At 60.1% G+C, this 20,314-nt stretch carries 23 protein-coding genes and 1 tRNA gene; 16 read left to right on the plus strand and 8 right to left on the minus strand.

The annotated features are described in order from the left end of the window. Positions 1–122: 122 nt before the first annotated feature. Positions 123–854, minus strand: coding sequence for a rhomboid family intramembrane serine protease (locus BC363_RS07265; RefSeq protein ID WP_065781286.1), 732 nt, complete (start codon positions 852–854; stop codon positions 123–125). A 343-nt stretch (positions 855–1,197) separates the two neighbouring features. Here BC363_RS07265 and BC363_RS07270 point away from each other — a divergent pair, with 343 nt between their 5' ends. From BC363_RS07270 to BC363_RS07295, 6 genes are all read left to right on the plus strand, one after another. Continuing rightward, the gene (locus BC363_RS07270; protein ID WP_083223404.1) at positions 1,198–1,806 is read left to right on the plus strand and encodes a PAS domain-containing protein; all 609 of its coding nucleotides are present in this window, start codon (positions 1,198–1,200) and stop codon (positions 1,804–1,806) included. A 111-nt stretch (positions 1,807–1,917) separates the two neighbouring features. After that, positions 1,918–2,526, plus strand: a complete 609-nt coding sequence (locus BC363_RS07275) for a PilZ domain-containing protein (protein WP_065781287.1) — start codon at positions 1,918–1,920, stop codon at positions 2,524–2,526. A 717-nt stretch (positions 2,527–3,243) separates the two neighbouring features. Further along, on the plus strand, positions 3,244–3,852 hold the full coding sequence (locus BC363_RS07280; protein ID WP_053247203.1) for a transglutaminase-like cysteine peptidase: 609 nt from the start codon (positions 3,244–3,246) through the stop codon (positions 3,850–3,852). 331 nt (positions 3,853–4,183) lie between these two features. Continuing rightward, a complete protein-coding gene (locus BC363_RS07285; RefSeq protein WP_065781288.1) occupies positions 4,184–4,918 on the plus strand; it encodes a hypothetical protein in 735 nt (244 codons plus the stop codon). Positions 4,919–5,102: 184 nt separating this feature from the next. Then, a complete protein-coding gene (locus tag BC363_RS07290; protein ID WP_065781289.1) occupies positions 5,103–6,611 on the plus strand; it encodes a D-alanyl-D-alanine carboxypeptidase in 1,509 nt (502 codons plus the stop codon). Positions 6,612–6,686: 75 nt separating this feature from the next. Beyond that, complete coding sequence (locus BC363_RS07295; protein WP_065781290.1) at positions 6,687–6,956, plus strand: hypothetical protein; 270 nt, start codon at positions 6,687–6,689, stop codon at positions 6,954–6,956. A gap of 45 nt (positions 6,957–7,001) precedes the next feature. Here the strand turns inward: BC363_RS07295 and BC363_RS07300 are convergent, their stop codons facing one another. After that, a complete protein-coding gene (locus BC363_RS07300) occupies positions 7,002–7,439 on the minus strand; it encodes a DUF1489 family protein (RefSeq protein WP_065781291.1) in 438 nt (145 codons plus the stop codon). A gap of 77 nt (positions 7,440–7,516) precedes the next feature. Further along, the gene (locus tag BC363_RS07305; RefSeq protein ID WP_065781292.1) at positions 7,517–8,917 is read right to left on the minus strand and encodes an L-serine ammonia-lyase; all 1,401 of its coding nucleotides are present in this window, start codon (positions 8,915–8,917) and stop codon (positions 7,517–7,519) included. Positions 8,918–9,611: 694 nt separating this feature from the next. Here BC363_RS07305 and BC363_RS07310 point away from each other — a divergent pair. The 3 genes from BC363_RS07310 (at position 9,612) to BC363_RS07320 (ending at position 11,922) form a co-directional block, all read left to right on the plus strand. Then, positions 9,612–10,304: a DUF599 domain-containing protein gene (locus BC363_RS07310; protein ID WP_065781293.1), complete on the plus strand. Its 693-nt coding sequence runs from the start codon at positions 9,612–9,614 to the stop codon at positions 10,302–10,304. 133 nt (positions 10,305–10,437) lie between these two features. Beyond that, the gene (locus BC363_RS07315) at positions 10,438–11,445 is read left to right on the plus strand and encodes a DUF1624 domain-containing protein (protein ID WP_065781294.1); all 1,008 of its coding nucleotides are present in this window, start codon (positions 10,438–10,440) and stop codon (positions 11,443–11,445) included. A 3-nt stretch (positions 11,446–11,448) separates the two neighbouring features. Next, positions 11,449–11,922, plus strand: coding sequence for an isoprenylcysteine carboxylmethyltransferase family protein (locus tag BC363_RS07320; protein ID WP_065781295.1), 474 nt, complete (start codon positions 11,449–11,451; stop codon positions 11,920–11,922). 78 nt (positions 11,923–12,000) lie between these two features. Here BC363_RS07320 and BC363_RS07325 read toward each other — a convergent pair whose 3' ends face one another. Next, entirely contained in the window at positions 12,001–12,387 is a 387-nt protein-coding gene (locus BC363_RS07325) for a MerR family DNA-binding transcriptional regulator (RefSeq protein WP_053247195.1), read from the minus strand. Between the two features lie 70 nt (positions 12,388–12,457). After that, on the minus strand, positions 12,458–13,879 hold the full coding sequence (mgtE, locus tag BC363_RS07330; RefSeq protein WP_065781296.1) for a magnesium transporter: 1,422 nt from the start codon (positions 13,877–13,879) through the stop codon (positions 12,458–12,460). Positions 13,880–14,168: 289 nt separating this feature from the next. Between mgtE and BC363_RS07340 the strand changes: the two genes are divergently transcribed. From BC363_RS07340 to BC363_RS07350, 3 genes are all read left to right on the plus strand, one after another. Further along, the gene (locus BC363_RS07340) at positions 14,169–14,678 is read left to right on the plus strand and encodes a peptide deformylase (protein ID WP_065781298.1); all 510 of its coding nucleotides are present in this window, start codon (positions 14,169–14,171) and stop codon (positions 14,676–14,678) included. Between the two features lie 121 nt (positions 14,679–14,799). Further along, the gene (locus BC363_RS07345; protein WP_065781299.1) at positions 14,800–15,060 is read left to right on the plus strand and encodes a hypothetical protein; all 261 of its coding nucleotides are present in this window, start codon (positions 14,800–14,802) and stop codon (positions 15,058–15,060) included. 163 nt (positions 15,061–15,223) lie between these two features. Further along, positions 15,224–15,586, plus strand: a complete 363-nt coding sequence (locus BC363_RS07350) for a hypothetical protein (protein WP_065781300.1) — start codon at positions 15,224–15,226, stop codon at positions 15,584–15,586. A gap of 196 nt (positions 15,587–15,782) precedes the next feature. On the opposite strand, the gene BC363_RS07355 is transcribed toward BC363_RS07350, so the two are convergent. Beyond that, a complete protein-coding gene (locus BC363_RS07355) occupies positions 15,783–16,592 on the minus strand; it encodes a sulfite exporter TauE/SafE family protein (protein ID WP_065781301.1) in 810 nt (269 codons plus the stop codon). Between the two features lie 102 nt (positions 16,593–16,694). Between BC363_RS07355 and BC363_RS07360 the strand changes: the two genes are divergently transcribed. Next, a complete protein-coding gene (locus BC363_RS07360; RefSeq protein WP_065781302.1) occupies positions 16,695–17,279 on the plus strand; it encodes a cation diffusion facilitator family transporter in 585 nt (194 codons plus the stop codon). 138 nt (positions 17,280–17,417) lie between these two features. Here BC363_RS07360 and BC363_RS07365 read toward each other — a convergent pair. After that, positions 17,418–17,502 (minus strand) — tRNA-Leu (locus BC363_RS07365). A gap of 194 nt (positions 17,503–17,696) precedes the next feature. On the opposite strand from BC363_RS07365, the gene lipB reads away from it, so the two are divergent. Beyond that, positions 17,697–18,416 carry a lipoyl(octanoyl) transferase LipB gene (lipB, locus tag BC363_RS07370; protein ID WP_065781318.1) on the plus strand — a complete coding sequence of 240 codons (720 nt, stop codon included), beginning with the start codon at positions 17,697–17,699 and terminating at the stop codon, positions 18,414–18,416. A 28-nt stretch (positions 18,417–18,444) separates the two neighbouring features. Here lipB and BC363_RS07375 read toward each other — a convergent pair whose 3' ends face one another. Next, positions 18,445–19,389, minus strand: a complete 945-nt coding sequence (locus tag BC363_RS07375) for a DMT family transporter (RefSeq protein WP_065781303.1) — start codon at positions 19,387–19,389, stop codon at positions 18,445–18,447. Positions 19,390–19,639: 250 nt separating this feature from the next. On the opposite strand from BC363_RS07375, the gene BC363_RS07380 reads away from it, so the two are divergent. Further along, positions 19,640–20,038: a helix-turn-helix domain-containing protein gene (locus tag BC363_RS07380; RefSeq protein WP_065781304.1), complete on the plus strand. Its 399-nt coding sequence runs from the start codon at positions 19,640–19,642 to the stop codon at positions 20,036–20,038. Positions 20,039–20,119: 81 nt separating this feature from the next. After that, positions 20,120–20,314: alcohol dehydrogenase catalytic domain-containing protein (locus BC363_RS07385; protein WP_153047631.1), on the plus strand; the 195-nt coding region annotated here is incomplete at its 3' end.

Genomic DNA, 20,314 nt, shown 5'->3' on the forward strand with positions numbered 1-20,314 from the left:
ATGAGCACCCGGCCTTCACGAGCCGCACCGTCCGCGGACGATATCGGCCGTTTCAAATGGTGCGCCAGCGTTACCGGGAAATCAAGCGTTCTGACAATGATCGCAACAGGATCGGTGTGTTATCAATCGCGTGGATCGAACAGCGCGAACAGAAGGAAGCCAAAGAGAAAACCACCGATATGCGCTTCCCACGCCACGCTGTCGGCTCCACCGGGCGTGAACATGCCAAAGCCGACGAGGAAATTCGTCAGGAACCAGATTGCGCTGAATATGACGACGGAACGATTTGAGAGCGCCTCGCTGACGGAAAGCCGGCGATTAAGATGCGCGAACTGGCGGCTGATGCGCCCGCTGGGCGAAAACACGAATCGCGCCGCGCCGCCCATGAAGCCCGAAACGACACCCGAAGCGCCGACGACAACGATCATCTCGCCCCAATGAAAAACCACATGAAGCGCGACGGCGGCGGCGGCCGACAGAGCCCAGAAGACCGCAAGCCGCGCCATACCGATGCGCCGGACCACCGGTGCGCCGAAGGCAACCATCCAGAAGATATTGAAGATCAGGTGTTCCCAGCTTCCGTGCAGGAACGAATAGGTCACCGGGCTCCAGAGCCAGGCGAGGCTCTGTTCGGCAAGCGGATGATCATAGCGCGCCGGGAGGAAGGCGAAGTTCAGGATGATTTCCTGGTCGAGACTGTCCGGGAAGACATAGGTGCGCAGTGCATGAACGGCGATGAGGAACAACAGGATGCACGTCAGCCCCGCCGGCAGGTTGAATGCGGGCTCGCGCGTGCGATTGACGGCGCCTTCCCGATCCGCCTCCGGTGGCGTCGTCGCCTGATCTCGTTCCATGGTTGCTGCTCTCTTCGTCCGCATATCCGTTTCATTCCGACCCAGTCGGCCTGGCAATTGCGCATCGCCGGACAGCGCGCCCAGCCATAAGCAAACAAAAAAAGACCGTCCAGTAAAAACTGAACGGTCGGCAAGCCCACAATACCCCGAGCTCAAGTTCTGTGCCGAAGGCAACCCTTCGTGAAGTGATGTCTATCCAAGTGCCAGCCCGGTGCGGCCGAAGCAATCGAAACCGTTTGTTAACCTTAATTTCCGGCTGGCACGGAATTCGCTCTGTCATCGGCACAACCGGAATGAGCGATCGAATTTGTGCCGGATCGGCACACAGATCGCGTGAAATGGAATGAACGACATCATGCGCAGCAAGACATCAACGCAGTTGTTCCAGTACTGGAACCTCATCCGTGGCGACCGCGAACGACCGCGTCGCGACGAAATCGAACCGTCGGCCATCCGCACGCTCCTCCCCGACCTCTTCATTCTCGAGCGGGACCGCTTCGGCGGCATGAAATTCCGCCTCGCTGGAACGCATGTTTGCGCCCTCTTCGGCCACGAGTTGCGCGGTCAGCAATTTGGCACACTTTGGTTTGGGAGCCAGGCTGGCAGAACGCTTCAGGTCAGCCGGAAGGTGATGGCGCGACACGTGCCCGTCATGCTGTCGGCGACAGCACAAACGGAAGACGGCAGAGAGCTGGAGACCGAGGTCCTACTCCTTCCCCTCGCCTCCAACGACGGCCACAGCGACCGCATTCTCGGTTCCCTTTCACCATTGTCACGCCCGTACTGGTTGCACGCGACGCCCGTCAACGGTCTCGATGTTACAGGCCTCAGGGTACTCGATCCGGATCGAACCGCAGCCCTTCTCAAAGGACCGGCCCAGGACGAGACGTTTTCTCCGGGAATCCGCCGGGTGCAACACTTGCGCGTCTTCGAGGGCGGCCGTGACGCCTGACACGGTGCGCCTGTGCCAGGATCGGCGCAGATACCAACCGCAGGGCGAACATTCTATTAACCGGATCGCACTATGCTTTCGCGTGCCAAGATACGTCGATGCAGAGTGATCATGTTCTCGTTTCAGCACGCTCAAAATAACGGTCCGAAGCCGCACCAGGAAGGCGCATTCCAGCGCGTCTCGGTGAATCTCACCGGGCGACTGATGCTTGCCAACCACGACGAATACGACTGCACCGCCGTCGACATGTCACCGGGCGACGTGCTCCTTTCATCGCCGGCCCGCCCGCGCGCCGGCGAACGCATCATCGCTTACATCGACCATGTCGGGCGGCTCGAAGGCACCGTATCTCGGCTTGCCGAGAACGCCTTCGTCATCCAGCTCAACGCGACGGAACGCAAGCGCGAGAAGCTCGCGGCGCAATTGACATGGATTGCCAACAAGCACGAACTCGGGCTTCCGGAAGATCGTCGCCATGATCGTCTGGCGCCGCGCAAGACACTGACCGAGCTGACGCTCGATACCGGCGCGAAATATCCCTGCCGCATCATCGACCTTTCGCTGTCCGGCGCCGCCGTGGATATCGAAAACCGTCCGCCGATCGGCGCGCAGATCAGGCTCGGCAACATGAAGGGCAAGATTGTCCGTCATTTCCAGGAAGGCGTCGCCATCGAATTCTCGGGCGTTCAGTCCCGCGAAGCCCTGACGGAATTCCTCTAATGCATAATTCCTTAAATCGGAATCGATTTAAGGATAAAATTATCCAGTAATTCAAAGTGTTACAGAGACCTTGGCGCGTCTTAAAAGACGCGCGGCGCTGTAATACCAATCTGCACTGATATTGCCGCCCTCAATCGTGACGCCATGTCAGTGGCGGCATCCACATGCGGCCGACCGCGCTCGGTGAAGCAGACACAGTAAACCACCAAGGCCCCATTCCGATCTGCCCCTGACAATCGAACTGAAGTACCCGTGCCCGCGCTTTGCCCGCGGCCCTTTTGCTCCATTTCAGCACAGCCCGTAGTCCCCGCACCGATTTTCCGGCACAACTTTCTCAAATATTTTTTCCGCGTATTTTCGCTCTTCGCGTTGATTTCACGTTGAATTCAAGCATTGCGACCGAGCGTGAAGCGGGGAATTGTCCCTTCCGGATAGATCCCACCACCGCCATACAGCCTAGCATCGTCGCGCGTGCCGTCGATATGACGCTCGCAAAACACCGCCATTGCAACCATTTAGATGCTTAATGGATTCCACTTGTGCGATTGGCAGCCTTTGAAAACCGTTAAAATTTGAATCAAATTCAACTAAAATATATCTCAAATTCTATTCTTATTTTATTCTGATACGGCTTTCATTTGTACTTTGTTTTACCTCGCATCTTCGCGAGCGATAAAAATGTCCGTGGCATTGTCGAACCATAACGGGGAGACAATCATGCTCAAGACAATCACCAAAATGATCGCTGTCGCCGCACTTTTCACCGGCAGCCTGGTCGAGGGTGCGCTGGCCCTTCCGGCAAACATGACCGTGACCGGCGCGACCAATCCGCCGATCGGTCATTATGAATTCTGCAAGATCAATCCGGGCGAATGCCGGTCGAACGGCGCCGATCGCGGCCCGACGGTCCTGACGCGCGAAGGCTGGCAAAAAATTCTCGAGGTCAACTACGACGTCAATCAGGCGATCACGCCGATGACCGACATGGAAATCCATGGCGTCGAAGAAAAGTGGTCCTATCCCGACAGCGTCGGCGACTGCGAAGACTACGTTCTGCTGAAGCGCCGCAAACTCATCGAAAGCGGCTTCTCCGCCTCTGACCTGCTGATCACCGTCGTCCTTCAGCCGAATGGCGATGGCCACGCGGTCCTCACGGTCCGCACCGATCGCGGCGACTTCATTCTCGACAACATGCGCAACAAGGTGCTGCTGTGGTCGGACACCGAATATACCTACCTCAAGCGGCAGTCGACAGAACATGCCGGTCGCTGGGTCAAGCTGCAGGATGGCCGTACGGTCGCCGTCGGCAGCGTCCGCACCCAGTAAGCCGTCATCGGATGAAACCGTGGCGCGGTTGGGTGATTTCCCGCGCCACGCTCCGCCTACCGGGCTTTGGTCAGTCCCCATCCCCGTATCAGACCAGGCCCTGGCCGGTTCCGCTGTCCCTCGGAGCCGGCTTTTTCGTTACTGATCGCCCCACTGAACCACGACCAAGCTCGTGCCGACGGGAGACGCGCGTCGATTTCATCGAAAATTAACCATCTTCGACCAGCGTCAGACAAGCAAACCTTGCCAGAGTCCACCTGACGCTACAAACCGACCGGCGGCAGTTGAACCGCCACATATCGCGCGGCCACCGCGACGGGATGCCCCATCGATGAGCACCTCTTCAAACGGGAACTCCGAGCCGGAACTGAGCCCGCTTCTTTCAGGACGCTTCGTCTACAAAGTCACCGCGGTCGTTGTCTTGCTCGCAGCAATCACCGCGGCGCTCTCGCTATCGGGACGCTGGTTTGGGGAAAACCTCGCCCTTGCCGGCCACACGTCCAGCCTCACGCCCTACGATATCTTCATCGGCCAGGATCATCTTCGTTTGCCCGCCAATGTCATTCGCTTTGAAAGCCAGCGGGCAACATCGATCGCTGAACGCGTCGACATCTACCTGACCTGGCCGGCGTTCGAAGGCTACAGTGATGACAACCGCCACCTCTTCAATAACGTCAACCGTCCCGAGAGCCTGATCTTCCTGCAGATCTCGCAGAGCACCATGTCGCGCGACATGTCCGGTCGGCTCGAGCCCATCTACAGCCAGGTTTTCGAGGGCGCCGCAAGCCCCGGCCCCAACGGGCTGACGCGGCATGGTATCAAGGCGACGTCGAGTTATGCAGGCGAAGCCTTCTTTACCGCTGAGCGCGAAGGGGAGCCAACCTATGTCGTGCGCTGCCTGGATCCTGGCGCCAACGAGGCCTCCACGAGTGCGGACTGCCAGCGCGATATTCATGCAGGCAAGGATCTGGTCATCCTTTACCGGTTTTCCCGCAATCTGCTGCCGCAATGGCGCGAAATCGACAATGCTGTGGGTGGCTTTGTGAAAAGCCATCTCGTGCCCTGATTTCGTCCAAGTGGTGTGATGCTGGCTTGTGCGCCGCACCATTGCGCTACACCGGTATCACCTCTGTAAAAATGCGTCCGGTTCCGGAAACCAATCATTCATCATAAACCGATTGGTAACGCTATGCCGATACTGTCTCAGGAACGGTCGTTCCCGGAGGCGGCGTCCGGACAACACCCATGACATGAGAATGAAGAGTAGCGTAGTGTCCCAATCAGGTTTTCTTGATCTCGCGAAACGCCCGTTCGGCGCTTTTTCAAAGATGGTAGGACGGATCGTCCTTGCGGGCGCCGTCGCATCGGTTGCCTTCGCAGTGCCCGCTTTGGCCAATCCGAAATATTCGGGCATCGTCGTTGATGCGAAAACCGGCAAGGTTCTCTATGGAGAAGATGCGGATGAACTGCGCTACCCTGCGTCGCTGACCAAGATGATGACGCTCTATCTGGCGTTCGAAGCTCTCGAATCTGGCCGGATCAGCAAATCGACACCCGTTCCCTTCTCCAAGAACGCCTCGGCCGAGCCTCCGTCGAAGCTTGGAGTGCGCGCGGGACAGGCGATCACCGTCGAGCAAGCGATCCTGTCGCTCGTCACCCGCTCGGCCAACGACGCCTCGACGGCGCTCGGCGAACTGCTGGGTGGCTCGGAGCAGCGGTTCGCCCGCATGATGACCAACAAGGCGCGTGCGCTGGGCATGACCCGCACCACCTATCGCAACGCCAACGGCCTGCCGAACACCGAGCAGCGCACGACGGCGCGTGACCAGGCCCGCCTCGGCCTCGCGCTGCGCCAGCATTTTCCGCAGTATTACGACTATTTCTCCACCCGCAGCTTCCGTTTCGGCAAGCAGACGATCGGCAACCACAATCGCCTGCTGGGCAATGTGCGCGGCGTCGATGGCATCAAGACCGGCTACACCCGTGCCTCAGGCTTCAATCTGGTGACCTCCGCGCAACTTGACGGTCGCAGCATCGTTGCCGTCGTCATGGGCGGCACCTCCGGTGCCAGCCGCGACGCCCAGATGCGCCGTCTCGTGGCAAAGTACATGCCGACGGCCTCGCGCCGCGGCGGCGGCAACCTGATCGCCGAAACGCCGGCTGCGCCCGTGGCAGAAGAGCCGATCGCTGTCGCACAGGTCACGGAAACGCCCGTTGCCAGCCCGGTTGCCGCAGTTGCAGGTCTCGATCTGCCGAACACCGGCCCCGTACCGGCCGTGCGTTACAATGGCGAAAATACAAACAGCGTGCAGATGGCCTATGCCGGAACCAAGCGCGCCTCGGACAACCCGGTCCTTTCGCCGAAGATCGTTCCCAATACGCTGGACGCCCAGAGCATCAAGCTATCGCGCCAGCCGGTTGCTGCAGGCATGGTCGACGCTCAGATCACCAATTCCGTTCCCAAGCGTGAGCCGGTGGCGGCCGAAGCCGAGCCGCAGGCCGCGCCACAGCCTCAGGGTTGGGTCATCCAGATCGGCGCGACGCCGGACAAGGACCAGGCCATGACGCTGCTCGGCAACGCCAAGGACAAGGGTGGTAAGGCGCTCAGCAAGGCAACACCCTTTACCGTCGCCTTCAGCAATGGCGGCGCTCAGGTCTACCGCGCCCGCTTTGGCGGATTCGACGACCAGAATGCAGCGGTCAACGCATGCAAGGCGTTGAAGAAGAAAGGTATTTCCTGCTGGGCCGCCCAGCAGTAGACGGCATCTAGTTTCGGTGGCCGGTTTGTTAGTTCGGCCACCCCCCTCGGTTTTGTAAAGCGTACGAGGTTAGTTATGGCAATGAACGAGAATGTTCCGGGTGTCACTCCCTTGCCGGGGCGACGGGTTAAACCGTCGCGCATCAATCTGCATCCGCTGCACGAGGCAGCGATGCGCATTGCCGATCTCGGTCTCAACCGCCCAAAGGCGAAGACCAAGGATCTGGTGGGCATGCTGCTGACACATGGCGCAAGAGCCTGGCGCTCGACACAGCCACGCGCGGGCATCCATCTTCACGTGACGGCGCCCGGCCGTCGCCAGCCGCTGAAGATGCGCATCCTCTGATTGTTCTGAATTTGAAAGGCGGCTTCGGCCGCCTTTTTCGTCTGGCTAGAGCAGACCGAGTTCAGCCAGTTCGCGCCGGAGTTCGAGCGGCATGTCGGCGCCGCCGCCGGACAGCGACGCAAGATCTCGCGGTGCCTCGTTAGCCTTGAGGTAGCGCCAGCCCTGGAAAGCCCGGCGCGGCTGCAGCTCGGTTTCGACAACTTCGGGGCCGAGAATCAGGTTGCAGCGGCCGATCCCTTCCCCGTCGGTAAAAGTCTCGATGCCGATCAACGGTTGACGCGCCTGCACCTGCCCCTTGATGACCCAATAGAGCGAGCCGCCATCCAGAAGTTCGTCCACGCGTTTCGGGACCATGCGGGTCGTGTGGAACGAATGCGGTTCAAGGCCGGCGGCAATCGCAGTCAGGGCCTTGCGCGAAACCCATTCGCGCAGGTCCTCGATCGATTCCGCTCCGACGCAGAGCTTTATGAGATGCAGAGACATGGCTGTTTTTGAACACCCGTCCTACCGTCACGGTCAAGCGAATTGCGCAGCGTCATCCACAATCGTTCGTGCGCCGCTCAACATTCGACGACATTGACCGCCAGGCCGCCGGTCGAGGTTTCCTTGTATTTCTCGTTCATGTCCACGCCGGTCTGGCGCATGGTTTCGATGCAGGCGTCGAGCGGCACAAAATGTTGCCCATCGCCCTTGAGCGCCAGCGACGCGGCGGTAACGGCCTTGACGGCGCCAAGCGCATTGCGTTCGATGCAGGGCACCTGGACCAGGCCGGCGACCGGGTCGCAGGTCATGCCGAGGTGATGTTCGAGCGCAATCTCGGCAGCGTTTTCGATCTGCTCTGGCGAACCGCCCATAACGGCCGCGAGGCCCGCCGCCGCCATTGCCGAGGCCGACCCGACCTCGCCCTGACAGCCGACTTCGGCACCCGAAATCGACGCATTGTGCTTGATGATGCCGCCGATGGCAGCGGCCGTCAGCAGATAGTCGCGAACGCCGTCCTGATCGGCGTCGTCGTGGAAATGCATGTAATAGCGGATGGTCGCGGGAACGACGCCAGCGGCACCGTTCGTCGGCGACGTCACCACGCGTCCGCCGGCCGCATTTTCTTCATTGACGGCCATGGCGTAGACGCTCAGCCAGTCGTTGGCGAGCAGCGGGTTGATCTTGTTGGAGCGCCATTCTTCCTGCAGCTTGTCGTGAATAGAGCGGGCGCGGCGACGCACCTTGAGGCCGCCCGGCATGATGCCGTCCTGGCTGAGGCCGCGATCGATGCAGCTGCTCATGGCGCCCCAGATGCGGTCGAGCCCCTCGTTCAGTTCCTGGGGCGACATGGTGCATTCTTCGTTTGCCCGCTTCATCTGCGCGATCGTCATGCCCGACCGGGCCGCCATATCCAGCATTTCCTGGGCGGTGCTGAAGGGGAACGGCACCTTGACGCCAGCGGGCTTGTTCTTGGAGGCGCGCATGGCGTCGAGTTCCGTGTCGGTCACGACGAAACCGCCACCGATCGAATAGTAGATGCGCTTGAGCAGAAGGCGGCCGTCCTTGTCGAAAGCCGAGAAAGACATGCCGTTGGCATGGCCCGGCAAAGGCACCTTCTTGTCGAAGATCAGATCGGTCTTCGGCTGAAATTCGTAAGGTGGATGTCCCGGCGGCGTTATGCGCCCGGTCCGCTCAACTTCGTCGATCAAGGCATCCATGCGGTCCGGATCGACGCGATCGGGACGTTCGCCGACAAGCCCGAGCACAACCGCCCTGCCCGAGCCATGGCCGATGCCCGTGTGGGCGAGCGAGCCGTGCAGGCTGACCTTGATGGCAGCGACAGATGCGTGCGACGGCCGCGGCCATTCGTCGGACAGGATCAGTTCGAGAAAGCGATTGGCAGCCGACATCGGCCCCATCGTATGCGAACTCGAAGGACCAATACCGATCTTGAAGACGTCGAAAACGGAAAGAAACATGAATTGCCTGCCCGGAGCCTGAACATATGCCGCCCGGCCGATCGCCGGATGCCGTCATATGCATGATTGCACAGTCGATACAAACCTCGATCTCTCCTCAGGACCGAAGCAGTACCCTCACCCTTAGATATAGGATCAAACCCTAAGCCATCCTACCCCTGTCGATCAGGCGATCAACCGACATCCGATCCCGCTGGTGCGACATTGCGCTGGCGAAACGGGCAGCAGCCACCAGGCCTGACGTTACGACCGCCCGGAATCAAAACAGCGCGGCTTCTACGAAGCCGCGCTGTCAATCAGGGGACTTTTGGGTATCAAAGGCCGCCGAAAAGATAAGCAAGAACAAGAACGCCAGCGAAACCGGCTACGGCGCGAGCAGTCACGCCCCAGCAAGACTTCTGTATTGTATTGTCCATGATGTCTCCGAAAAACTCTCAACGGCTGCGGGCCACACATCAGGGGCCCGTGCATGGCGCAATGCATACTGAAGAAAGTGTAAAGACGCAACGATGAAATATGGCGGAAAGGTGTCAGAGGCGTATCCGCACTCCCGTCAATCGACCAAACGCTGGAGTCGACGCATTTTTGCAGGAAGAAATTCCGCCGCAATTTCATCACACTAGTTGATGCACCGCCGATTCTCCACAGGCGCGCCGATCTTGCAATTTCCAAAAGCCATGCCAAAAACACGTGTATGACCTTCGAAGATTACATAGCACTTGTCGTGTTCATCCTGCTGTGGGCCGGCTTCAGCTGGGCGACAGACGGTACTCGTGGCTTCAAACGCATCAGTCTCACGCGGCTGATGAACGAGCATCGTGGCCGGTGGATTCGCAATTCGCTCAACCGCGACCTGAAGATGATCGATACGCAGATCATTGCCGGGCTGCAGGCCGGCACCGCATTCTTCGCCTCGACAACGATCTTCGCGCTCGGCGGTTGCTTCGCTCTCTTGGGCGCGACCGAGCAGGCACAGATGATCTTCGCCGACATGCCCTATGTCTTCCACGGCGGACGGACGGCCTTCGAGCTGAAGGTCGCCGGGCTCACCTGCCTCTTCGGCTACTCCTTCTTCAAGTTCGGTTGGTCCTATCGCCTGTTCAACTACTGCTCGATCCTCATGGGCGGCATACCGATGACGGCGGACATGATACGCGACCGGCACAGCGCCGAAATTGCGGCCGAGCGCGCGGTGCGCATGAACGTACTTGCCGCCAAGCACTTCAATGCCGGCCTCAGGGCGATCTTCCTATCGATCGGTTATCTCGGCTGGTTCATAAGCCCCTACGCCTTCGTTGGCCTGACAATCTTCGTCATCTTCGTCCTAACACGCCGACAGTTCTTCTCAGAGGCGCGTGCGGCCCTGTTGCAGGACGCCGCCGGCTAGCCGCTGTTGCTATACCCGTCGGATATGGTCCGGGCGGGTATTCAGCGGCATCTTCTCTTTCCCAGCGATCAAAACCGGTCTGGCGCAAGCCAGACCTGACAGTCTCATTCGCGCCAACAGGATGGCGAGCACCATGTCCGATACCAACATGACTTCAACCGTTGAACCGCAACCGACGAGCAGTGCTCGTCGCCGGCTCGTCTTCATCGATGTGCTGCGCGGCTTGGCACTGGTGGCCATGGCCCTCTACCATTTCGTCTGGGATCTGGAATTCTTCGGCTATATCGCGGCCGGAACCGCCGGCACCGGCGGGTGGAAGATGTTTGCGCGGCTGATTGCCAGCAGCTTCCTGTTTCTGGCAGGCTACAGCCTCGTACTCGGGCAACGGCCGAAGATCCGTTTCGACGCCTTCATGCGTCGTTTCGCCAAGATCGCCGGCGCGGCCGCACTGATCAGCATCGCGACCTGGTTCGCCTTCCCCGACACGTTCATCTTCTTCGGCATCCTGCATTCGATTGCCGCAGCAAGCCTCTTCGGTCTGCTCTTCCTGCCCCTTCCGGCTATCATTTCGTTCGCGACTGCGGCCGCCGCCTTCGCCGCCCCGCTCTATCTTCGCTCGGCGATCTTCGATGCGCCGTATCTTTGGTGGGTCGGGCTCTCCGAGACGATCCCGCGTTCGAACGACTACGTGCCGCTGCTGCCGTGGCTCGCACCCTTTCTCCTCGGTGTCGGCACCGCAAAGCTGGCACATGCGCGCCTGGTGGCAGCTCTGGCAAGGCGCCCCGTCGGCGACGGAAAAACGCGCCTGTGGACGAAAGCGCTGGTCTTCGGAGGGCGTCACAGTCTGGCCATATACCTCCTCCACCAGCCGCTGCTCATCGGATTGGTCTACCTCTTCTCGCTGGTCTCACCGCCGACACTGCCGGACCCCAAGCAAGCCTACCGCACGAACTGCGTCGAGGCCTGCAGCCGCGGCAATCCGGCCGTGCCTTGCGACGCCTTCTGCGGATGCACGCTCGATCGCCTGGTGGAGCAGAACCTGTTCGATGAACTGAACAGGGGAAAGATCAACGTGAACACCGATGAACGCATTGCGCGAATCGCCGGTCAATGCACAATGGACGTGCAATCAGGGGACTAGGACATGAATGCCTATCGTGCCAAGCCGCTGAGTTTCCCGTGGCCGGCCCTGCTCTACGGGACCGCCACCCTCGCAGCCTTGCTGCTTGCGCGATACGCGCCGATCCCAGTGGCCCACGGTCATGGCTGGGTGCCCTGGCTTTCCGGCGGCATTCTTGTCGCGGCTGCAATCTGGCTCGACCTCTGGGCCGTCAAGACGCTGCTGGATCGCCATACGGCCGTGCTTCCGCACCGCTGCGCCACGTGCCTCGTCACCTACGGGCCGTTCCGCTTCACCCGCAATCCGATCTACCTCGGCTACACGTTGATGATGATCGGCTTTGGCCTGATCACGCTCAATCCTTGGTTCTTCATCATGGCGATTGCAGCGGTGATGTTGACGACGATCTTCGCCATTCGCAACGAAGAGCGGCATCTGCTTTCGCGCTTCGGCTTCGAGTTCGAGCGCTACTGCCGGCATACGAGCCGCTGGATCTGATCAGGCTGCAAATAGACACAAAAAAAGGCGGCCAGAGCCGCCCTTCTCAATCCCTATGCGCGCCGAAAACGGGCTCAATCAGGTGCCGACGCCGATCTCGGCGAGACGAGTCAAACAGGCCTCCTCGACGTTGTCGAGCTCGGTCAAGGTGTCTTCGATATCCTTGCGCTTCTGGCGCAACTCTTCGCGCTTGACCTCCACGCGGCTCATCAGCAATTGCAACTGACCCAGTTCACCGGGCGGATCCTTGTAGACCTGGATGATTTCGCGAATCTCGGCAATCGTGAAACCGATGCGCCGGCCACGCAAAATCTCTTGAATCAGCCGACGGTCTGCCGGTCGAAACATGCGGGTTCGGCCGCGGCGCTCCGGATGGATGAGGCCCTCGTCCTCATAGAACCGCAGCGTTCGGGTCGAAATGCCGAATTCCCGCGTCAATTCGGTAATGCTATAGTACTTATTCAAGCTGCCATTCCATGATTTCTTGACCGTCACTATCGTTGACCTTGACGTAAAAGTCAAACAACCGCCGACGTCACGTGACCTGGAACCACCAGGTGGCGATACCGAGAAAACTGAAGAAGCCGGTGACGTCGGTGATGGCGGTCACGAAGACCGCTGAGGAGACGGCTGGGTCGGCGCCAAAACGCTCCAGAAGCAGCGGAACCAAGATACCGGCAAGGGCTGCAGCCATCATGTTGATCAGCATGGCCGTGGCGATGATGCCGCCGATGTTCGGGTCCTGGAACCAGAGTCCGGCCAGGAGACCGATCAGAGTGCCGAAGATCATGCCGTTCAGCAGACCGACCCCCGCCTCGCGGCGGATGATTCGCGGAGCGTTATGAATGTCGAGGCCGCGGGTCGCAAGCGCGCGCACCGTCACGGTCATCGTCTGCGAGCCGGCATTGCCGCCCATTCCGGCGACAATCGGCATCAGAATGGCGAGCGCGACGATCTGCTGGATGGTCGCATCGAAAAGGCCGATGACCGAGGCGGATATGCAGGCCGTCATCGAATTGACGAACAGCCACGGAACGCGCGAGCGGGAAGCCTCGGCCACCGAGTCCGACAATTCCTCATCGCCGACGCCGCTCAGGCGCAGCAAGTCTTCCTCCGCCTCCTCCTGGATGACGTCGACGACATCATCGATGGTCAGGACCCCGACGAGCCTACCATTGTCGTCCACTACGGCGGCGGAGAGAAGGTCGTATTGCTCGAAGAGCTGCGCCGCTTCCTCCTGGTCCATTTCCGCGGGAATGGCATGGCTTGTGTCGCGCATGATGGCGTCGACCTTGATCGAGCGCTTGGAGCGCAGAACCTTGTCGAGATCGACCGCGCCCAGAAGCTTGAAGGTCGGATCGATGACGAAGATCTGCGTGAAGCTCTCGGGAAGGTCCGCGTCCTCGCGCATGTAGTCGATCGTCTGCCCGATCGTCCAGAACGGGGGCACGGCGACAAATTCCGTCTGCATGCGCCGGCCAGCCGTGCTCTCGGGATAGTCCAGCGAACGGCGCAAGCGAACGCGTTCGGTAAAAGGCAGCTTCGCCAGGATCTCGTCCTGGTCCTCCTGATCGAGATCCTCGAGAATGTAGACGGCATCGTCCGAATCCATCTCGCCCAACGCCTCGGCGATCTGCTCGTTAGGCAGATGCTCGACGATGTCGAGGCGGATGACCTCGTCGACCTCGGTCAGCGACGAAAGGTCGAAATCCTTGCCAAGCAGCGAGACGAGCGCCAGGCGCTGTTCCGGCTGGATCGCCTCGAGCAGGTCGCCCATTTCGGACGAATGCAGACCGGCGACATGCTGGCGCAGATAGATCGTATCGCGGTCGGCAATCGCCGCGCCGACATGCATCAGGAGGTCGGAGCGCACCGAACCATCGTCGGCATAGATGTCTGCCCCGTCATAGGCGGGGATTTCTTCGGAACCGCGGTCGTCGTCGCCGGTATTGCTCATGAGCGCGCCCTCGAAACGATTGCCAACTTTCCGGCCCGCCACGCGCGGACTTGGGAAAGGGTACATCACTGCCGGTTTTACCGCCCAGATCCGCCTCTCGGAACTGAGCCTTACAGCCCTGCTAGCGCAAAGCCCTGCCGAGGTCCACATCGCAGGCGCAGGCGTCGCCACTGTGGCAACAGATTTATTCAAGCTGTTGCAAATACATGGGAAACGCACATGCACGCACGCAGTCGACATCGACAGCGCGATCGGATAGCACTATGCGGCCGCAGCCGAGGAGCATGCCATGGCGATCCGTCCCATTCTTCGTTTTCCAGATCCGTTGCTGAGCCGGGAAGCGAAGACCGTCGATCATTTCGATGATGCCCTGCGGGCGCTTGCCGACGACCTTCTCGACACGATGCGCGCTGCACCGGGTATCGGCATCACTGCGCCGCATGTCGGCATGTTGCAGCGGCTGACGGTGATCGAGCTCGACCGCGAAAGTGGTGTCCGTATCTTCGTCAATCCCGAGATCGTCTCGTGCTCGAACGACATTGTGAAACACGCCGAGGGCAGCGTTTCGATGCCCGGAATTTCCGAAGACGTCGAGCGTCCCGGAGCCGTCCGCGTTCGATACCAGACGCTCGACGGCACCATTGTCGAGGAGGACGCGGATGGCCTCATGGCGATCTGCCTCCAGCATGAAATCGACCAACTCGACGGCATCTTCTGGACGCAGCGTCTGTCGCGCCTGAAGCGGGAGCGCGCCGTCAAGAGATTCGAGAAAGCCGTAAGGGAATTGGCACGAAACTGACGTGGCAAGGGCCGGTCTTCTGGGAGATCGAGCAGACAACAGGATATCAATCGACCCCGCGCTTTTCGTCCCGGGACAAAACCTCTAGTTTCAAACCAGGTTTTCAATCAAGGATCAGCCTATGAGACCGACGCATGTCGCAATTCTCACCCTTCTCGCGCTGGCGGGATGCAACAGCGCATCCCCCAACATCGAGCCGCTACCGGGTAGCCTCACCTACGGCGAGACCGGCCCTATGCGAAAGACGATAGCGGCGCCGGGCACGATGATCCAGAACCGCTTCATGCATCAGGGCACCATGGTCTTCGAAACCTACGAAGTTCAACCCGACCACACCTACAAGCTCGTGCGCCGCACAGTGGCCGATACCTGGTCGAACTGAAACCCTGGCTTTCGGATGGAAAGAAGCATGGCGCCGGATCGCCAAATTCGTTGGCATTTCGGCTGCTCTCATTCCTGGCCAACTGCCGGGGTGATTTTGCCTCAAGGCGGAACATTGTCGTTGGAATCCCGTTGTTTACGATGACAACAACGGAGGTCATCCAATGAGCAAGTATCTGGATGAACGGGGCGATCCCATCCCGGCGACACACGACGCCGACCGGGAGAGCTTTACGGCTGGCGAAAGCCGCGAGGGGTCGCTAGGCGTGCGTGTTCTGGCCATCCTCGGAGCCGGCCTGTTCCTGGCGCTGCTTGTCTGGGGCGGCGCCGGGATCTGGGGCGAAAGCAACGACAACGACCGGACAACGGCAGTCGATCAGGTCCAACCGCAACCCTCGCCCGAACAAACCGGCAGCATCGACAACAAGCAGGGCCGGGTACTGGCGCCGACTGATACAGACCCCACGGCAGACACGGGCACCGGCGGTGAAGCACAGCAGGCTTCGCCCTACGGAACGGTGAAATAACCGCATCTGCACGATCGGGATTATCGCTGGCTGATGACATCCCCGAGCGGCTCGCCCAAAAGGGGAACATTTGGTGCGGTCGAGATGTTTCGATTGCCTCCCTCACCTATTGTCTATCAACCACCCATGACGACCACTCAGTGAGTTTGGAGTGCATTTTGTAGTGCAAATTGCCCGATGAACGACACTGTTTGCGCTAGGTGTGTCGCCAGACTTTTACCGCAGAGATCAGCAAAATCACAGCGAGAGCCGGCAGCAGAACGCCATTAGGCACTGCACCTAAAAGTAATCCTCCAATGAACGTCCCCATAATCGAGCCCGCCGCCATAACGAAGAGAAAACCCTTGTTCTTACCTAAGACGGCGAAGCTCTGATCTCGGCTATATCGGGTAAAGCCGACAAGCATCGTTGGCAGGCTCACTGCCAGTGAAAGGCTCCCGGCTAGCTTTATGTCCGCGCCGAATAGAAGCACAAGCGTCGGAATAAGCAGTTCCCCACCGGCCACACCCAGGAGCGAGGCGACGATCCCGATAATGAAGCCCGCCGCTACGCCGGCGATGAGCTGTGCCGCTCCGGTCGAAAGTGGTTGCCCCGCCGTCGCGTCATGGCCCGCAACCAGAATGACCGCGATCGCAACGAGCAAAGCCGCGATGACCTTATAGAGGGTTTCAGATTTGAGACGCGTGGCCCACCCTGCCCCAAACCACGCGCCCAACAGACTTCCCGCGAGCAGATTGACCACAATGGACCAATTTTCCGCGATCGCTTCGAACGGTACGGTTGCTGCCCGGAACGGAAGGGCCGTCGCAACTACAACCAAGCTCATGGCCTTGTTGAGGATGACGGCTTCCAGAGCTGCAAAATTGAATAGGCCAATGAGCAGCGGCAAGCGGAACTCGGCGCCGCCAAGGCCGATCAGGCCGCCGAGTACGCCGATAATCGCGCCTCCGCCAAATGCTGCCGGCGCGCTGCGGGTAATAGTGGGTCCGTTGGCAGAGGTTTCCATGAGCGATGCATATGTCGACACGTAACGTTATGGATAGCAATCTATTGTTAGCAAGTGTGCCAAATTGTCGATGGTGTATCTCGGCAGCCATGAAGGAACCCCTTGGTGGATAACAATCTACGCCGCGTTGTGCTCATCGTCGCCTTATTGAACCTAGGCTACTTCGGGGTTGAATTCCTCGTTGCCCTTGCCATCGGCTCTGTGTCTCTCTTGGCCGATAGTGTCGATTTCCTCGAAGACGCGTCCGTGAACATCCTGATTTTCTTTGCGCTGGCCTGGACAGCGCGGAGCCGCGCACGGGTCGGTATGGCGATGGCATTCATTCTTCTTGTCCCCGCGCTGGCCTTCTTATGGACGGCTTGGGCGAAGTTCATGGATCCAATCCCGCCTGAGCCCTTTGCGCTATCCCTGACCGGCTTTGGCGCGCTCCTGGTCAACCTGTTCTGTGCATACCTTCTCGCCGCGTACCGCCATAAAAGCGGCAGCCTGACGCGGGCGGCGTTCTTGTCTGCCCGCAATGATGCCGTTGCCAATGTCGCCATCATCGGCGCGGGTCTGGCGACGGCTTACCTGTGGCAGTCAGCTTGGCCGGATTTGATTGTTGGGCTGGGGATCGCACTGATGAACCTGGATGCAGCGCGGGAAGTCTGGGAAGCTGCGCGCGAGGAACACGACGCCGTGGCGTAATTCGTCCGGATTGAAGCTGGAAACTCGCGCTCGGCGCCAGAGAACGAATAATGCGCCCCGTGCATGGTCCCGATGTGGGGCACCCACTTCGCTAAGTATAGGATATAAAAACAAAAAACCCGGCCTAAGCCGGGTTCTTGGTGCGGTCGAGAAGACTCGAACTTCCACGGGTTGCCCCACAGCGACCTCAACGCTGCGCGTCTACCAATTCCGCCACGACCGCATCGTGGTAGGCGCCGAATTGCTCCGGCGGGGCTGCATGTAGCAAAAGCCTCTGGGGTGCACAAGGGCATGACGACAGAAATTTGACGGGAAAAGAAACTATTTCAACAGCCTCCTCGCGAAGCCCTGCAAACGCTGGACTCTTGTCGCGCGCCGTCCCATGTACAGGGGATCAAAACAGGAATGCAGACGGAAATGCAGCGCGAAAACCTGAGCCAGGACATGTTCTCCCCACCGGAATCACCCCCGGTTCGTTGGCGAATTGCCCCTCACCTCGTCGATTATCCACAGGCAGTTGAAACGATGGAGCGGGAAGCCGCTGACATTGCCGCCGGCACCGCCGACGAACTCGTCTGGCTGGTGGAACATCCGCCGCTTTATACCGCGGGCACAAGCGCCGACGCGGCCGACCTCGTGATGCCCGACCGGTTCCCGGTGTTCGCAACGGGCCGAGGCGGCGAATACACCTATCATGGGCCCGGCCAGCGGGTGGTCTATGTCATGCTGGATCTCAAGCGTCGCAGACAGGATGTTCGGGCCTTTGTCGCCGCGCTCGAAAGCGTAATCATCTCAACGCTGGATTCGATGAACGTCAAAGGCGAGCGCCGCGAGGATCGCGTCGGCGTTTGGGTTCGCCGACCGGAGAAACCTTCGCTCCCCGACGGGTCGATGGCCGAAGACAAGATCGCGGCGATCGGCATTCGTCTGCGCCGTTGGGTGAGCTTTCACGGCTTCTCGCTCAACGTCGATCCGGACCTCGACCATTTCGGCGGGATCGTGCCCTGCGGCATCCGCGGCTACGGCGTGACCAGCCTCGTCGATCTCGGCTTGCCGGTGATGGTGGCCGATGTGGACATCCGGCTGCGCGAAGCCTTCGAGACGGTGTTCGGCCCGACCCGCAACGACGAAGCCTGAATGGGGAGGCACCAGGAGCCGGTATGTATCAGGGCGCTTCGATGGATCGATCGCCGGCCTGTCGCTCGCGCCAGATCATGAAGAGCCCCGACACGACGATGACCGCTATGCCGAGCCATTTCGAGACCGATGGAAAGTCGCCGAAGATCAAGTAGCCAAGGGCCGTCGCGGTGACGATTTCGAAATAGGCAAACGGCGCCAACAGGGAAACGGGTGCGGCCTGGAAGGCCTTGACCACCAGCAGGTGGCCATAACCCGAAAGCGAGCCGAGGATGACAACGAGCACCCAGCCGAGTGCCGTCTTCGGCAAGGACGGCTCGAAATCCGCGACATCCATGCCGTTACCGATCGCAATCACGCCGACCATGAACAGCGTTCCGCCGATACCGGCGATCGTCTGCATCGTCAGCGGGCTGTCCGCCGTTCCGACCGCCCGGTTCAACAGGAGATAGCAGGCAAAGACCGAGGCACAGGCAACGGGCAGCAACGACTTTGCCCCAAAGGCAGCGAAGCTCGGTTGGATGACGATCATCCCCCCGGCAAAACCAACTGCAATGGCCAACCAGCGTCGCCAGTCGACCTTCTCGCGCAGGATCAGTGCGGATAGGCATGTCAGTATGAACGGCTCGACGAAATAGATCGCAAACACGTCGGCGAGCGGCATGTATTTCACCGAAATGAAAAAGAACAGCGCGGCCGCTGCCAAAGGCACGCCGCGCAGCAAATTGAGCCAGAGACGTTTCGGACGCAGCGCCCGCACGCCCCCGATCTTGAGGAGCAAGGGCAATGTCGCGACAAGCTGGAAGAAGAAGCGGTAGAAGGTCACCTGAGCCGGCGCCATGCCCTCGAAGACGGCCATGTATTTGGCGATCACGTCCATGCCCGGCAAGATCACCATGGCAAAGAGCATGATGGCGACGCCCTGCATCACCGTGTTCTGGGGATTGGCTGCTGTCGATACCGGCGCGGTCATGGGCTCGTTCCGATTTGGATGCGCCACCTTAGAACGTTCGCAGCGCTTTTCAACGCATGCGGGTACGATGCGGAAGAGCGTATTTCATCGTCCGAGCCGCTTTTGACCGCGTTTTTGCCGCTCCGGGGTGGTCCCCGACGGGCCGAATGCCTATAAGCTCACGTCATCTTCCGCCCCGGAGGAGAAGCTTTCTCACTTCTCCGATCAGAAACCGGGACCTTTGAACGTAACCGTGGCAAAGGAGATATCCATGCGCTTGTCCACCGAAACGATGATTGCCCGCCTGCGCGATACCGGCGACGGAGATACGCTGGGCGGACGCATCTGGCGCGCGCGCGACGCAGCCAATCTTTCTACCAAGGATCTCGCCGATCAGCTCGGCGTACGGACGGAAACGGTCGCCGCCTGGGAGCGCGATCGAGCAGAGCCGCGCACCAACCGCCTGTTCATGCTTGCCGGCGTGCTCGGCGTCACACCCGCCTGGCTGATCGCCGGAATGGGCCGCGCGCCTGACGACGAGACGAAGTCCGCCTCCGGCGAAAGCCTTCGCGAGCAACTCGCGCTCGTCAAGAAATTGCACGAACAGACCGGCAAGGCGATTGCGGCTCTTGAGATGGAACTCAATCGCGTCCAACAGACTATTCGCTAGTTCATTGCCGATTCCAACGGGTGACATTGGCCGATGCGCCGATGCCGCCCGAAATCATTCTTAGCCGAAGGGAGAAAATAGATGGATGTACGCGCCGCCGTCGCCGTTCAGGCCGGCAAGCCGCTGGAAGTGATGACCGTTCAGCTCGAAGGCCCGCGGGCCGGCGAGGTGCTGATCGAGGTCAAGGCGACCGGCATCTGCCACACCGACGATTTCACGCTGTCGGGCGCCGACCCCGAAGGTCTGTTCCCGGCGATCCTCGGCCATGAGGGTGCC

Origin of the sequence: Ensifer sp. LC384 (assembly GCF_001695865.1) — a bacterium.
Lineage (GTDB): Bacteria > Pseudomonadota > Alphaproteobacteria > Rhizobiales > Rhizobiaceae > Ensifer.